The organism is Cellulomonas fengjieae (genome assembly GCF_018388465.1).
GTDB classification, from domain to species: domain Bacteria; phylum Actinomycetota; class Actinomycetes; order Actinomycetales; family Cellulomonadaceae; genus Cellulomonas; species Cellulomonas fengjieae.
Genome location: NZ_CP074404.1, coordinates 177,225 through 191,196 on the forward strand (window position 1 = coordinate 177,225; position 13,972 = coordinate 191,196).

At 72.7% G+C, this 13,972-nt stretch carries 11 protein-coding genes; 6 read left to right on the plus strand and 5 right to left on the minus strand.

Translation table 11 applies throughout. The annotated features are described in order from the left end of the window. Positions 1 to 138: 138 nt before the first annotated feature. Positions 139 to 648 (minus strand): gluconokinase, encoded by a 510-nt coding sequence (locus KG102_RS00860; protein WP_307802845.1) that lies wholly within the window; start codon positions 646 to 648, stop codon positions 139 to 141. 62 nt (positions 649 to 710) lie between these two features. On the opposite strand from KG102_RS00860, the gene KG102_RS00865 reads away from it, so the two are divergent. Continuing rightward, positions 711 to 1,994 (plus strand): MFS transporter, encoded by a 1,284-nt coding sequence (locus KG102_RS00865; RefSeq protein WP_208210340.1) that lies wholly within the window; start codon positions 711 to 713, stop codon positions 1,992 to 1,994. Between the two features lie 27 nt (positions 1,995 to 2,021). Here the strand turns inward: KG102_RS00865 and KG102_RS00870 are convergent, their stop codons facing one another. The 3 genes from KG102_RS00870 to KG102_RS00880 all read right to left on the minus strand — a co-directional run bounded on the left by KG102_RS00870 (position 2,022) and on the right by KG102_RS00880 (position 6,108). After that, positions 2,022 to 3,779 carry a pyruvate dehydrogenase gene (locus tag KG102_RS00870; protein WP_208289697.1) on the minus strand — a complete coding sequence of 586 codons (1,758 nt, stop codon included), beginning with the start codon at positions 3,777 to 3,779 and terminating at the stop codon, positions 2,022 to 2,024. Positions 3,780 to 3,847: 68 nt separating this feature from the next. Then, complete coding sequence (locus KG102_RS00875) at positions 3,848 to 4,795, minus strand: phosphotransferase family protein (RefSeq protein ID WP_249667405.1); 948 nt, start codon at positions 4,793 to 4,795, stop codon at positions 3,848 to 3,850. Beyond that, complete coding sequence (locus KG102_RS00880) at positions 4,792 to 6,108, minus strand: MFS transporter (protein ID WP_208289695.1); 1,317 nt, start codon at positions 6,106 to 6,108, stop codon at positions 4,792 to 4,794. Before KG102_RS00880 ends, KG102_RS00875 begins: the two co-directional genes overlap by 4 nt. Positions 6,109 to 6,166: 58 nt before the next feature. Here KG102_RS00880 and KG102_RS00885 point away from each other — a divergent pair, with 58 nt between their 5' ends. The 4 genes from KG102_RS00885 (at position 6,167) to KG102_RS00900 (ending at position 11,330) form a co-directional block, all read left to right on the plus strand. Then, the gene (locus tag KG102_RS00885; protein ID WP_208210332.1) at positions 6,167 to 6,463 is read left to right on the plus strand and encodes a GNAT family N-acetyltransferase; all 297 of its coding nucleotides are present in this window, start codon (positions 6,167 to 6,169) and stop codon (positions 6,461 to 6,463) included. 244 nt (positions 6,464 to 6,707) lie between these two features. After that, positions 6,708 to 8,189: a glycosyltransferase family 2 protein gene (locus tag KG102_RS00890; RefSeq protein WP_208289694.1), complete on the plus strand. Its 1,482-nt coding sequence runs from the start codon at positions 6,708 to 6,710 to the stop codon at positions 8,187 to 8,189. Then, on the plus strand, positions 8,182 to 9,948 hold the full coding sequence (locus KG102_RS00895) for a glycoside hydrolase family 26 protein (RefSeq protein ID WP_243884677.1): 1,767 nt from the start codon (positions 8,182 to 8,184) through the stop codon (positions 9,946 to 9,948). Before KG102_RS00890 ends, KG102_RS00895 begins: the two co-directional genes overlap by 8 nt. After that, a complete protein-coding gene (locus tag KG102_RS00900) occupies positions 9,948 to 11,330 on the plus strand; it encodes a UDP-glucose dehydrogenase family protein (RefSeq protein ID WP_208210320.1) in 1,383 nt (460 codons plus the stop codon). Before KG102_RS00895 ends, KG102_RS00900 begins: the two co-directional genes overlap by 1 nt. A gap of 45 nt (positions 11,331 to 11,375) precedes the next feature. Here KG102_RS00900 and pgm read toward each other — a convergent pair whose 3' ends face one another. Next, positions 11,376 to 13,049, minus strand: a complete 1,674-nt coding sequence (pgm, locus tag KG102_RS00905) for a phosphoglucomutase (alpha-D-glucose-1,6-bisphosphate-dependent) (RefSeq protein WP_208289693.1) — start codon at positions 13,047 to 13,049, stop codon at positions 11,376 to 11,378. Positions 13,050 to 13,132: 83 nt separating this feature from the next. Between pgm and KG102_RS00910 the strand changes: the two genes are divergently transcribed. Further along, a complete protein-coding gene (locus KG102_RS00910; protein WP_208289692.1) occupies positions 13,133 to 13,957 on the plus strand; it encodes a DUF5926 family protein in 825 nt (274 codons plus the stop codon). Positions 13,958 to 13,972: the final 15 nt, after the last annotated feature.

The following is a 13,972-nucleotide window of genomic DNA, read 5'->3' on the forward strand; positions in this document are numbered from 1 at the left end:
GACCACGAGGCCGGCGACGAGCGCCGCGTCAGCAGGGGCAGTTCCTCGATCAACGACCACTGGCCATCCGAGAGGACCTGGAATCGCGACACCCGACTGCAGCCCAGTGCGCATCCTGAACAGTTCGTCGGACAGGCCCTAGGCCTCGTCGGCGGCGAGCAGGCGGAGGGCCTCCTCGGCGATCTCCTGCGGCGGGCCGGCCACCGGGACGTCCACGCCGTCCTCGTCGGCGGCCAGGGGTTCGAGCGTGGCCAGCTGGCTGGCCAGCAGCGTCGCCGGCATGAAGTGGCCGGTGCGCGCCGCCAGCCGGCGCTGCAGCTCCTCCGGCGGGACCACCAGGTGCACGAACCGCACCCGGCCGGGCGCGGTGCGCAGGATGTCGCGGTAGGAGCGGCGCAGCGACGAGCACGTCACGACGGTCGGCCCGTCCGCGGCCGCCATCGCGTCCCGGATGGCGTGCAGCCACGGGAGGCGGTCGGCGTCGGTGAGCGCCCGCCCCGCGCGCATCGCCGCGACGTTGACCGGCGGGTGCAGGTCGTCGCCCTCGATCATCGGCCACCCCAGCCGGTCGGCCAGCAGCAGCGCGGTCGTCGACTTGCCGGTCCCCGACACCCCCATGACGACGAGATGCTCGACCGGTGTGCGCACGGGCCCCAGCCTCGCACGCTGCCGTGCGGCACCGCCGTCACCGAGGCAACTAAACTCGCGCGATGCGTTCGTTCGTCGTCGACACGACGCCTCTGCGGGTCAGTCCGGCGTACCGACGGCTGTGGTGGGGGCTGTCGATCTCCAACCTCGGAGCCCAGCTGACCGTGGTCGCGGTGGGGCTGCAGGTGTACGACATCACCGGGTCGACCGCCTCCGTCGGTGTCCTCGGGCTCTGCGCGCTGGTCCCGCTGATCTTCTTCGGGCTGTACGGCGGCGCGATCTCCGACCACCACGACCGCCGCCGGGTCGCGCTCGTGGCGTCGGTCGTCGCCTGGGCGGCCACCATCGGGCTCGCGGTGCAGGGCTGGCTGGGCAACTCCGAGGTCTGGGTGCTGTTCGCGCTGACGGCGGTCCAGTCAGGGGCCTTCGCGGTGAACTCGCCCGCGCGCTCGGCGATCATCCCGCGCCTGCTGGAGCCCAGCCTCCTGCCCGCGGCGAACGCGTTGCAGACCCTCGGCTTCAGTGTGGCGTTCACGGTCGGGCCGCTGCTGGGCGCCGCGCTCGTCGCGGCCTTCGACTACGGCGTCGCCTACACCCTCGACGCGCTGCTGTTCACGGCCGCGCTCGCGGCACTGTTCCGGCTGCCGCCGCAGCCGCCGGAGCCCTCCGACACGCGCCGGGAGCGGGCCGGCCTGGCGTCCGTGGTCGACGGGTTCCGGTACCTGGGCACCCAGCGCAACGTCCGGATGACCTTCGCGGTGGACCTGGTCGCGATGATCACGTCGTCCCCGCGCGTGCTGTTCCCGGCGGTCGGCATGGTCTACCTCGGCGGGGGCGCGACGACCACCGGCGTCCTGGTCGCGGCGACGGCGGTCGGTGTCGGGCTGGCGGGGCTGTTCTCCGGCGGGCTGACCCGGATCCGCTGGCAGGGCAGGATCATCGCGATCGCGATCACGGCCTGGGGGCTGGCCATCGCCGCCTTCGGCCTGACGCTCGTGGTGGCCGGTCGGACGCACCCGGACCAGGTGGTCTGGCTCGCGCTCGTGATCGCGGTGCTGATGCTCGTGGTCGCGGGGGCCAGCGACGCCATCAGCTCGGTGTTCCGGCAGACCATCCTGCAGACCGCGACCCCGGACGACATGCGCGGCCGCCTGCAGGGCGTGTTCATCGTCGTCGTCGCGGGAGGCCCGCGGCTGGGGGAGGCGCTGCTCGGCGGGGCGGCGTCGAAGGTCGGCGAGGGCTGGGCCGCGGTGATCGGCGGCTCCCTGTGCGTGGTGCTGCTGTGGCTTCTGGTCCGGACGCAGCGCTCGTTCTGGAACTACGACGCCCGGCACCCGGTGCCCTGACCCGGCGGCCCCCGGGGCAGCGCCGGTTCAGCGGCGGGGGATGTTGCGCAGGTTCGAGCGCGCCATCGCCATGACCTCGCCGACACCGCCGCCGAGCACCTCCTTGCTCATCGCCGCGGAGAACCCCGAGACCTGCTGGCGCGTGATCTTGGGCGGCAACGACAGTGCGCGGGGGTCCGTGACCAGGTCGATCAGCGCGGGGCCGTCGTGGGAGAACGCGGCGCGCAGGGCGGAGCGGATCTCGGTCGGCTTCTCGACGCGGACCGACGGGATGCCGATCGCCGACGCGACCGCGGCGTAGTCGACCGGGGGAGTGTCGGTGGCGTAGGACGGCAGGCCGTCGACGAGCATCTCCAGCCGGACCATCGCGAGGGTCGCGTTGTCGAACAGGACGATCTTGACCGGCAGGTCCAGCACCTTCACCGTGATGAGCTCGCCCAGGAGCATCGACAGGCCACCGTCGCCGGCCATCGCGACGACGTGCCGCCCGCCGCCGGACAGGGCCGCACCGATCGCGTGCGGGACCGCGTTCGCCATCGACCCGTGCAGGAACGAGCCGATGACCCGGCGGCGGCCGTTGGGCGTGATGTACCGGGCGGCCCAGACGTTGCACATGCCGGTGTCCACCGTGAACACGGCGTCGTCGGGTGCCTCCTCGTCCAGCAGCACGGCGGCGTACTCGGGGTGGATCGGCTCGGTGTGCTCGACATCCTTGGTGTACGCGCCGACCACCCCGCTCATCGCCCGCTCGTGCTTCTTGCGCATCTGGTCGAGGAACCGGTGGCTCCGCTTCGGCTTCACCAGAGCCAGCAGCGCCTTCGCCGTCTCTCCCACGTCGCCGAGGACGACGAGGTCGTTGCGCGTGCGTCGGCCGAGGTGCGTCGGCTCGATGTCGACCTGCGCGGTGCGCACGCCGGACGGCAGGAACTGGTCGTACGGGAAGTCGGTGCCGAGCAGGAGGAGCAGGTCGGCACCCTCCATCGCGGAGTGGCACGCGCCGTACCCGAGCAGCCCGGACATGCCGACGTCGAACGGGTTGTCGACCTGGATGACCTCCTTGCCGCGCAGGCTGTGGCCGACGGGCGCGTTGAGCACGCGGGCCAGCGCGAGGACCTCGGCGCGGGAGCCGCGCACACCGGCCCCGGCGAAGATCGTCACCTTGCCCGCGGCGTCGATCGCGTCGGCGAGCGCGCGGACGGCGCCCGCATCGGGAACCACGCGCGGCGGCGGCGGGGGAGTCAGGGTGTCGATGCCGGCATCCGGTGCATCGAGCTCAGCGATGTCACCGGACAGGGTCAGCACCGCGACGCCGGGGGCTCCGTACGCGTGGTGGATCGCGGACCGGATGACCCGCGGTGCCTGCGCGGCGGTCGAGATCATCTCCGAGTACACCGAGCACTCCACGAACAGCCGGTCCGGGTGGGTCTCCTGGAAGAACCGGGTCCCGATCTGCGCACTGGGGATGTGCGACGCGATGGCCAGGACGGGCACGCGGGACCGGTTGGCGTCGTACAGGCCGTTGATGAGGTGCAGGTTTCCGGGCCCGCTGGACCCCGCGCAGACGGCCAGCCGGCCGGTGAGCTCGGCCTCGGCGGCCGCCGCGAACGCCCCGGACTCCTCGTGGCGCACGTGCACCCACGCGATGTCCACACCGTCCTCGCGCGCCCGGCGGACGGCGTCGACCACGGGGTTCAGGCTGTCGCCGACGATCCCGTAGATGTGCCGCGCACCGGCGGCGACGAGCTGGGCGACGAGCAGGTCCGCGATCGAACGACGACGTGCCACGGTGACCTCCGGGTGAGGGGCGGTCAGCCCATCGTCAGGCCGGGCCCTCCGGCCCGCACCTCAGGGCACTACACCCGGGCCAACGCGTCCAGCGCCCGGCGCAGGTTGGCGACGACCGCGGTGCGGTGTGGCTCCACCCAGTCGCCCTCGAACCTGCGCGGCGTCATCTCGATCCACATGACGAGGCAGAGCCGCAGGCGGTACAGGTCGAGCCGCACGCGGGCGGACGGGCTGTCGACGTCCAGAGGGCCGTAGCCGGCCAGCACGAACGGCGTGCCGGGCTCGCGCCCCATCGGGTCGATCCCGACCAGGTCCGCCAGCGGATCGCCCCAGAACGCCCGCTCGGGGTCGATCACGCCGACGACCGCGCCGGTGGCCGGGTCGACGAACAGGTTGCCCGCCCACAGGTCCGTGTGGACCAGCGCGGGCGTGGTCACGTCCGACAGCACGGCCGCGTGGCGCTCCAGCGCCGCACGCACGTCCGACGCGGGCACCGGGACCGACCACCGCGCGGCGTCGTCGAGCAGCTCCTCGATCATGCCCGTGAACGACTCCGCCCAGGTGGCCTCCTGCCGACCGCACGGGTAGCCGAAGGCCGGGCCGGTCACGCCGTGCAGCGCGGCCAGGACCTCACCCGTGCCGCGCTCGGCGAGGGCGGTGCGGGGGTCCTGCGTCGACGGCCCGAACCCGGCGTCGGCCAGCGGCACGCCCGGCAGGTGGCTGACGACGACGGCGTCGCCGGGCAGCACCGTCCGGGAGAAGTCGGTGAGCAGCACGCGGGGCATCCGCAGCGCGGGCCGGGACGCGGCGAGGCCGTAGACCAGGGCCTCGGCCCGCAGCAGGTCGTGCTCGTAGGCGAGGAGCTGGTCCGTGCGGGTGGGGGCGGTCTTGGCCACCACGCGGGTCCCGTCGGTGAGCGTGACCCGGTAGGTCGTCGCGAACTGGCCGCCCGTGAGCAGGTCGGCCGAGGCCAGCTGCCCGATCGGTGCGACGAGCGAGGTCAGCGCGTCGATCACGCGTCGAGGGTACCGACCGGGCGCACGGGATCCACGGAGTCGGCGACCTCGCACGCCGCGACCGCCGCGCCGCCCGTCGCCGAGGGCGAGCCGGCCTCGACGGCGTCCGGGACGTGCTGGTCGCCGCCGTCGCCGCGCAGGGTCCGCAGCGCGCCGAGCGTGGCGACGACCGCGCCGCCGGCCGAGACGATGACCACGACGAACCCGGCGGACGACCCGTGCACGTCGATCTGCGCACCGGCGACCGACGAGCCGACGGACACGCCGACGCCGAGCGCGGTGCCCACCCAGGTGAGCCCCTCGGTGAGGCGCTCGCGGGGGACCAGGTCCTGCACGAGCGCGTTGCCGTTGATGAGCGTGGGTGCGATGGCGAACCCGGCGACGAACATCACCGCCGCGAGCGCCGTCAGCGAGTTCACCAGGAAGAAGAAGCAGACGCCGACCGCCAGGGCGACCATCCCCGTGGCGAACCGCAGGTACAGCGGGCGCCTCCACTGGCGGGTGCCGTAGAGCAGGCCGGAGATCAGCGACCCGAGGGCGAAGACCGCCAGGATCACCCCGGCCATGCCCTTGGCGCCGGACTCCTCCGCGAATGCGACGGTGGCCACGTCGGTGGCGCCGAAGATCGAGCCCATGGCCACGAAGACGATCGCGAGGACGATCATGCCGGGCCTGCGCAGCACGGAGCCCTTGGGGCGCGGGGTGCCCACCGCTGCCGGGGGTGGCTCGGTCTGGCGCAGGGTGAGGAACCAGTAGCCGCCGACGAGCATGGCGACCAACGGGACGATGAGGCCCGCGGTGGGCGCGACGCTCGTCGCCAGGAGCGTGGCCAGCACCGGGCCGATGATGAACACGAGCTCGTCGAGCGCCGACTCGAGGGAGTACGCGGTGTGCATCCGGTGCGGCTCGGCGCCCAGCACGCGGCTCCAGCGCGCCCGGACGAGCGACCCGAACGACCCGATGCCGGCGCCGGTGACCACGGCGGTGACGTAGAGCCAGGCCTCGTGCGTCTCGCTCGTCGCGGCGACGACGAGGCCGACGAGCCCGACCGCGGCGATAGCGACGGCCGGCCGCATGACGCGCGCCTGGCCGTGCCGGTCGACCAGCCGGGCGAGCTGCGGCGAGCACACGGCCTGCGCGACCACGTAGACGGCGGAGACCCGGCCCGCCAGCCCGTAGGAGCCGTACAGCGTCGAGATCATCAGCACGATCCCGATGCCGACCATGGACATCGGGAGCCGGGCGAGCACGCCGGCGCTGGAGAACGCGAGGGCCCCTGGTCGCGAGAGGACGTCGCGGTACGGCTGGAGCATCGGATAAGTCTCTCACCGGCCCTACCGCGGCGGCTCACCATGCCCCACCATTCATGGCATGACGGACGTGCGTGTGACCGACGCCACTGACGAGCACCGGTTCGAGGCGCGCAGCCCGGACGGGGTGCTCCTCGGGTTCACCGTGTACGACACCATCGGCGCCACGGTCGTCTTCACGCACACCGAGGTGGACCCGGCGCTCGAGGGCCAGGGCATCGCGTCGATGCTGGTCAAGGCCGCGCTGGACGCGGTCCGGGCGAGCGGCCGCGACGTCGTCGCGTTCTGTCCGTACGTCAAGGCGTGGCTCGGCCGGCACCCCGACTACCAGGACCTGCTGCGCACCGCGCAGGGATGACACCCCAAAGCTGGGCGGCCGTTGGGGTTGTGTATGCCGGCTTCCGCCCGCACAGTGAATGAACCGCCCCGGGAAGCACAGGGGGGAACGCAGCCGTCACGCCGGGCCGACTCAGACCCCGTGACCATCTCGACGGACAGGTAGCCCCGGCCCGTGTGGCCGATACCCCTGACGTCCTCGCTGCATCGTCAACGTCGTCGGTCAGTCGTCCCGTGCCCACACACGGCCGCTTGGGGAACCGACCATGTTCGTCTTCGTCCTGCAGCTCCGGGAGATGCTCTCCGGACAGTCCGAGATCTACCTCTTCGCCTTCTTCTCTGCCCTCGTCTGGGCCCTCTGGGTGCTCAAGGTGGTGTTCTCGCGCCGCTACCGGCCCGTCACCGCGCCCTACGAGGTCAGCACGAGCGTCGTGATCCCGGTGGTGGACGAGCCGCTGGACCTGTTCCGCGACGTGCTGACCCGCATCGTCGAGCAGCGTCCCGACGAGGTCATCGTCGTGATCAACGGCGCGGTGAACCCTGCCCTCCAGGAGGTCAGCGAGGAGTTCGCGCCCCTGGTCCGCTGGGTGCACACCCCGATCCCGGGCAAGCGCAACGCCGTGAAGATCGGCACCGAGATGTCGCGCGGGGAGATCACCGTGCTGGTCGACTCCGACACGATCTGGACCGACGGCACGCTGGCCGAGCTGGTCAAGCCCTTCGCGGACCCCGCGGTCGGCGGCGTGACCACCCGTCAGCGGATCCTGGAGCCGGAGCGGTCGTGGATCACCCGCTGGGCGGACTGGCTCGAGAACACCCGCGCGCTGTACTCGATGCCCGCACAGTCCGCGCTCGGTCAGGTGGGCTGCCTGCCCGGCCGCACCATCGCGTTCCGGCGCCGCATCCTCATGCAGGTCATGGACGACTTCATGCACGAGAAGTTCCTCGGGGTGTTCCTCGAGGTCTCGGACGACCGGACGCTGACCAACCTCACGCTCAAGGCCGGCTACAAGACCGTGTACCAGTACACGAGCCTGGTCTACACCGACGCCCCGCTGCAGGTGCGCAAGCTGGCCAAGCAGCAGCTGCGCTGGGCGCGCGGCAGCCAGTACAACACCCTGCGGATGCTGCCCTGGATGTCGGGCCACGCACCCCTGCTGGCGGTCTTCTTCCTCACGGACATCCTGCTGCCGTTCCTGCTGCTCGGGACGATCCTCGGCTGGATCTACCGGTCGGCGTCCGGCACGGGCGCCAACCTGTACGAGGCGATCCTCGAGACCTACACCGGCTTGAACGGCTGGGCCTGGGTGGTGGCGCTGATGGTCGTGTCGTCCGTGCTGTCGATGGCGATCCGCCAGATCCGCCACCTGCACGAGAAGCCGTCGGACTTCCTGCGGCTGCCCGTCTTCATCATCGTCTCGACCCTCTTCCTCATGCCCATCCGCATCCTCGGCTTCCTGCGCATGGCGCACGCCAGCGGCTGGGGAACCCGTTCCGGTGCGTACGGCGGAGGCGCCGAGAACGAGGACCTCATGGCCGAGCTCGAGACCGCCCCGGCGGCCCCGGCCGACCTCGTCGACCGGGCGCCCGACGAGCGCGGAGCCGCCGTCGCGACCGAGGTCCGACGCCGCACCGCCGAGTCCACCGCACCCCCGACCCCACCCCGACGACGACTGAACCCGCTCGCTGCGGTGCCCTACGGCATCGCGGTCGCCCTACTGGCACTGGAGGCCCTCGCCTATGCGTGAGCAGACCAAGGACCGCATCCTGCACGCCTCACCCCGCGCCCGCCTCGCGGCATCCGCGGTCGCCCTCGCCCTGCTCCTGGTGACCGCCCTCGTGTGGACGTCGCCGTCGAACGGCAGGGCGCAGGGCCCGACGAAGAGCGCCGAGCAGATCGCGCTCGAGAAGGAGAACGCCGAGCTCGAGGCCGCCCTGGCCGCCCGGACCGACGAGGTCGACAACCTCACCAGCTCGCAGGCGAAGGCAGCCGCCGAGCGTGCTGCCGGGGCGGCGCGCGGCAAGGCGAAGGCGGCGGCCGAGAAGGCCGCCGCCGCGGCCTCCGGGAAGGGCAAGGCCGACACCGAGCGGGCCGCCGCCGCCGCAACCGGCCGTCAGAAGGCCGCCGGTGAACGCGCCAAGGCCACCGCGCGGATCCAGGCAAAGGCTGCCGCCGAGCGCGCCGCGGCCGCAGCGACGGGCAGGGCCGAGGGGGCAGAGCTCCGCGCTGCTGCCGCGCAGCGGGAGGCAAGGCGGGCGAAGGCTGCGGTATCCAGCGGGCAGCCGGCGTCAGTGCCGGCTCCGGCTCCGGCCCCGGCCCCCGGTCCGGCGGTCGCCGCCAAGCCGGCGGCACCGCCCCTGTCCGAGCTGCTGAACCCCGCCACGCGCCAGTTCGGCCTCTACACCCCCCAGTCGCCGTTCAACTGGGCCGAGCTCGACGACGTCACCGCGAAGGTCGGCGTCGCCCCGACGATCGCCGGCTACTTCCAGGGCTGGGACGGACCGTTCCGTCCGGACGCCGTCACCCGTTCCTGGCGCAAGGGCATGCTGCCGCTGCTCACCTGGGAGTCGCGCCCGCTCACGGCCGCGAACAACCAGGCGCAGGACCCTGACTACTCGCTGCCCAAGATCATCGACGGCGCGTACGACGACTACCTGCGCCAGTACGCGCGCGACGTCGCCGCCCTCGGCCTGCCGATGGCCATCCGGCTCGACCACGAGATGAACGGCGCCTGGTACCCGTGGGGTGAGCGCGCGTCCGACGGCGGTCCGCTCAACGGCAACCGTCCCGGCGACTTCGTCGCGATGTGGCGCCACGTGCACGACATCTTCGAGGCCGAGGGCGCCAACGCGTACGTGCTCTGGGTGTGGGCGCCGAACATCGTCAACGCACTGCCCGAGTACGCCAGCAGCTCCTCGGAGTACCTGGCGAGCCTCTACCCGGGCGACGAGTACGTGGACTGGGTCGGCCTGTCGGGCTACTACCGCCCGCCGTACAAGGCGGACCAGACGCCGACGTTCTCGTACACCTACGACCGTTCCCTGGCCCAGCTGCGGTCGATCACCGACAAGCCGATCCTGCTGGCCGAGATCGGGGCCTCGGAGGTGGGCGGTAAGAAGAAGCAGTGGGTCGCCGACCTGTTCGCCGGGCTGGCGCGGCCGGAGAACGCCGACATCATCGGGTTCGCCTGGTTCCACCACACGGTCACGACGATCTCCGGCGGCCAGCGCGTCACCAACGACTGGCGCATCACGTCCCGGGCGGACTCCCTGCAGGCGTTCGTCGACGGCATCACCAACCCGGCGGCGGGCTTCGTCGACGGGCCGGCCGTGGCCCCCGCCGCGGCGCCTGCACCCGAGGTCGCGGCGCCCGCACCGGCACCCGCCCCGACGCCCGAGACGGTGCCGGTCCCGACCCCGGAACCGAGCCCGACACCGACGCCCGAACCCACGCCCGAACCCACGCCGACGCCCGAACCCACCCCGACGACCACCCAGGAGCCGTGATGAACGACGTTCTCGACACCCCCGTCCGTCGACCGTTCGACCCGACCGGCCCGGCTCCGCGCATCGCGGTGCTCGGTACGGGCTACCTCGGCGCCACCCACGCGGTGGCCATGGCCCAGCTGGGCATGGAGGTGGTCGGTGTGGACACCGACCCGCACAAGGTCGAGATGCTCACCGCGGGCAAGGTCCCGTTCTACGAGCCCGGGCTGCCCGAGCTGCTCTCCGAGCAGATGGCCACGGGTCGCCTGCGGTTCACCACGGACGTGGCCGAGGCGGTGGGCTGGGCCGATGTGCACTTCGTGTGCGTGGGGACCCCGCAGTCCAAGACCAGCCACGCCGCCGACCTGCGCTACGTCGAGGCGGTCACGACGGCCATCACCGAGAACCTCACCCACGACGCCCTGATCGTCGGCAAGTCCACCGTGCCCGTCGGCACCGCGGCCCGCCTGCGCACCCTGGTGGCCCGGGAAGCCCCCGCCGGCGTGCGCGCCGAGCTGGTCTGGAACCCCGAGTTCCTGCGCGAGGGCAAGGCGGTGGCGGACACGCTGCACCCGGACCGCATCGTCCTGGGCGGCACATCGAGCGACGCCGAGGCTCTGCTGCGGCGCGTGTATGCCGGGCCGATCGCCGAGGGCTCTCCGGTGGTGGTCTGCGACCTGCCGACCGCCGAGCTGGTCAAGGTCAGCGCGAACGCATTCTTGGCCACGAAGATCTCGTTCATCAACGCGATCTCCGGGGTCTGCGAGGCCGCCGGCGCGGATGTCACGGTGCTGGCCGACGCCCTGGGACACGACGTGCGGATCGGGCGGCAGTTCCTCGATGCCGGGCTCGGGTTCGGTGGCGGGTGCCTGCCCAAGGACATCCGCGCGCTGATGTACCGCGCCAACGAGCTCGGCGCCGGCCGGGCGGCGGCGCTGCTCCAGCAGGTCGACGAGATCAACATGGGGCAGCGCCAGAGCGTCATCGACCTGGCCGTCCAGGCGTGCGGCGGGTCGGTGCTCAACCGGCGGATCGGCGTGCTCGGTGCTGCGTTCAAGCCGCACACCGACGACGTGCGCGACTCCCCGGCGCTCAACGTCGCGGCCGCCCTGCACCTGCGTGGCGCCCAGGTCACGGTCTACGACCCCGAGGCCGGCGACACCGCGAGGGCGATGTTCCCGACCCTCGGGTACGCGACCAGCGTGGACGAGGCCGTCGAGGGCACCGACGTGATCCTGGTGCTGACCGAGTGGGACGAGTTCATCCAGGCCGACCCGGCCCACCTGGCCCTGCTGACGCACCAGCCGGCCGTGATCGACGCTCGCGGCCGGCTCGACGCCGCGCGGTGGCGTTCGGCGGGATGGACATTCACCGGACTGGGCCGCGCCGCTCTCGCCGCCTGACCCTGCCGACGGCCCCGGAACCCCCCGGGGTCGTCGGCACGTCCGCTACGCGCCCAGCGCCGCCGACACGACGTCCTTGGCCTCCGCCTGCACCTGCGCCAGGTGCTCGGCGGACACGAACGACTCGGCGTAGATCTTGTAGACGTCCTCGGTGCCCGACGGCCGGGCCGCGAACCATGCGTTGTCCGTGGTGACCTTGAGGCCGCCGATCGCCGCGTCGTTGCCGGGCGCGTTGGTGAGCTTCGCGGTGATCTGCTCGCCGGCGAGCGTCGTGGCCGTCACCTGCTCGGGCGTCAGCCGGGCCAGCGTGGCCTTCTGCTCGCGGGATGCCGCCGCGTCGACCCGGGCGTACCAGGACTCACCGAACTCCGCGACGAGCTCGCGGTGGTGCTGCGACGGAGAGCGCCCGGTGGTCGCCAGGATCTCCGAGGCGAGCAGCGCCGGGAGGATGCCGTCCTTGTCGGTGGTCCACACGGTGCCGTCCTTGCGCAGGAAGGACGCGCCCGCGGACTCCTCGCCGCCGAACCCGACGGACCCGTCCACCAGCCCGGGGACGAACCACTTGAACCCGACCGGCACCTCGAGCAGCCGACGGCCGAGCCTGCCCGCCACGCGGTCGATGAGGCTCGACGAGACCAGGGTCTTGCCGATGGCGGTCCCGGCCGGCCAGCCCGGGCGCGCACCCCCGTACAGGTAGGCGATCGCGACCGCGAGGTAGTGGTTCGGGTTCATCAGGCCGTCGGGCGTGACGATGCCGTGCCGGTCGGAGTCCGTGTCGTTGCCCGTCGCGATGTCGAAGGGTGCCGGGTCGCCGGCCATGCGCGCGACCAGCGACGCCATCGCGTACGGCGACGAGCAGTCCATCCGGATCTTGCCGTCCCAGTCGAGGGTCATGAACCCGAACTGCGGGTCCACCGTCGGGTTCACCACGGTCAGGTCGAGCCCGTAGTAGTCGCCGATCTCCCCCCAGTACTCGACCGACGCACCGCCGAGCGGGTCCGCGCCCATCCGGACGCCGGCCGACCGGATGGCGTCGAGGTCGATGACGTTGGCCAGGTCCGCGACGTAGGACGACAGGTAGTCGTGCTTGAAGGTCGTGTCCGCCGCCAGCGCCGTCTCGACGCTGACGCGCGGGACGTCACGCCAGCCGGACGCGAGGATCGCGTTGGCGCGGTCGGCGATCCAGCCCGTGGCGTCCGAGCCCGCGGGGCCGCCGTGCGGCGGGTTGTACTTGAAGCCGCCGTCGCGCGGCGGGTTGTGCGACGGGGTCACGACGATGCCGTCGGCCAGGCCGGGGCCCTGCGTGCGCACCCCCTCGGAGGTGCCCGCGCCGTTGTGCCGCAGGATCGCGTGCGAGACGCCGGGCGTCGGGGTCCACGAGTCGCGGGCGTCGACGTGCACCTCGACGTCGGCCGCGGCGAGGACCTCGAGCGCCGACCGCCACGCCGGGTCGGACAGCGCGTGCGTGTCGCGGCCGATGAACAGCGGGCCGTCGATCCCCTGCCCGCGCCGGTACTCGACGATCGCCGCGGTGATGGCGACGATGTGGGCCTCGTTGAACGCCGTGTCCAGCGCAGAGCCGCGGTGCCCGCTCGTGCCGAACACCACCCGCTGCGCGGGGTCGTCGAGGTCCGGTTCCCGGTCGTAGTAGGCGCCGGCCAGGGCGTCCAGGTCGACCAGGTCGGAGGGCTGGGCGGGTGTTCCGGCGCGCGGGTCCATGCCGCGATCCTGCCCCACCGCCCGGCGTGCCGCGACCCCCTGGGCGGCTGGTCGGCCCGGTGCGGACCGGTAACCTTTCCGGCATGGCCAAGAACTCGTCCGACTTCGTGCTGCGCCCGTTCGAAGGGCTCCCCGGTGAGCCCGACTGGGTGGCGCTCAAGGAGCTCGTCCCCGCCGCGACGGCGACCGCCCGCACGACCGCCGAGCACGGCGCGCGCGACGTCCTGGTGACCACGGTGCTGCCCAACGGCTGGCCCGCGCTGCACCGCGCCGACGGGATGATCCTGCTGGCCCTGCAGACCACCACCAGCTCCAACGACGTCAGCCGCGACCTCGCGCACGCCCTGCTGGAGGCCCTCGAGGTCGAGGCGGGCACCGCCGTCGAGACGATCGGCCTGCCCGAGCCGGGGCCGCGCCTGCAGGACGTGCTGGACCTCGGCGTCCCCTTCGAGGTCACCGTGCAGGGCTCGTTCGCGTACTGGCTCGACCCGGACACCGAGCGGACCCCGGAGCTCGAGGCCGCGATCGAGGAGGCCGACGCCGGCATCATCGACACCGTCAAGCTCCAGGCGGCCGAGTCCGCCTACTGGTGCCGGATGGGTCCGCGCGAGTTCCTGCGCTGGGCGCAGCCGCACGAGGAGCAGGTGGTCCTCGACGGGCTGGCGCGCCTGCACGCCCGTCGCGAGTCGGGCTTCGAGGGCGCCAAGTTCATCGGCTACTTCCGCTCCGCGGGCCTCGTCGTGCCGGTGTGGGAGCTTGCGAAGGGCTCCGAGGCCGAGGACATCGAGGGGCCGGTCGCCGAGTTCCTGCCCCGGTTCGAGGCGGCGCTCGCGGACGCGACGCCGCTGGACGCCAACGAGCGCCGCGCGCGGGCGGGTCTGGTCGCCCGCCAGGTCACGCTGCGCTGACGGGCGGGACCTGGT

Excerpts from the sequence above, each read along its gene's own strand:
- KG102_RS00865 (WP_208210340.1), top strand. The coding sequence starts at position 711 with ATGCGTTCGTTCGTCGTCGACACGACGCCTCTGCGGGTCAGTCCGGCG.
- KG102_RS00900 (WP_208210320.1), top strand. The coding sequence starts at position 9,948 with ATGAACGACGTTCTCGACACCCCCGTCCGTCGACCGTTCGACCCGACC.
- KG102_RS00880 (WP_208289695.1), bottom strand. The coding sequence starts at position 6,108 with ATGCTCCAGCCGTACCGCGACGTCCTCTCGCGACCAGGGGCCCTCGCG.
- pgm (WP_208289693.1), bottom strand. The coding sequence starts at position 13,049 with ATGGACCCGCGCGCCGGAACACCCGCCCAGCCCTCCGACCTGGTCGAC.
- KG102_RS00890 (WP_208289694.1), top strand. The coding sequence starts at position 6,708 with ATGTTCGTCTTCGTCCTGCAGCTCCGGGAGATGCTCTCCGGACAGTCC.
- KG102_RS00910 (WP_208289692.1), top strand. The coding sequence starts at position 13,133 with ATGGCCAAGAACTCGTCCGACTTCGTGCTGCGCCCGTTCGAAGGGCTC.
- KG102_RS00885 (WP_208210332.1), top strand. The coding sequence starts at position 6,167 with ATGACGGACGTGCGTGTGACCGACGCCACTGACGAGCACCGGTTCGAG.
- KG102_RS00895 (WP_243884677.1), top strand. The coding sequence starts at position 8,182 with ATGCGTGAGCAGACCAAGGACCGCATCCTGCACGCCTCACCCCGCGCC.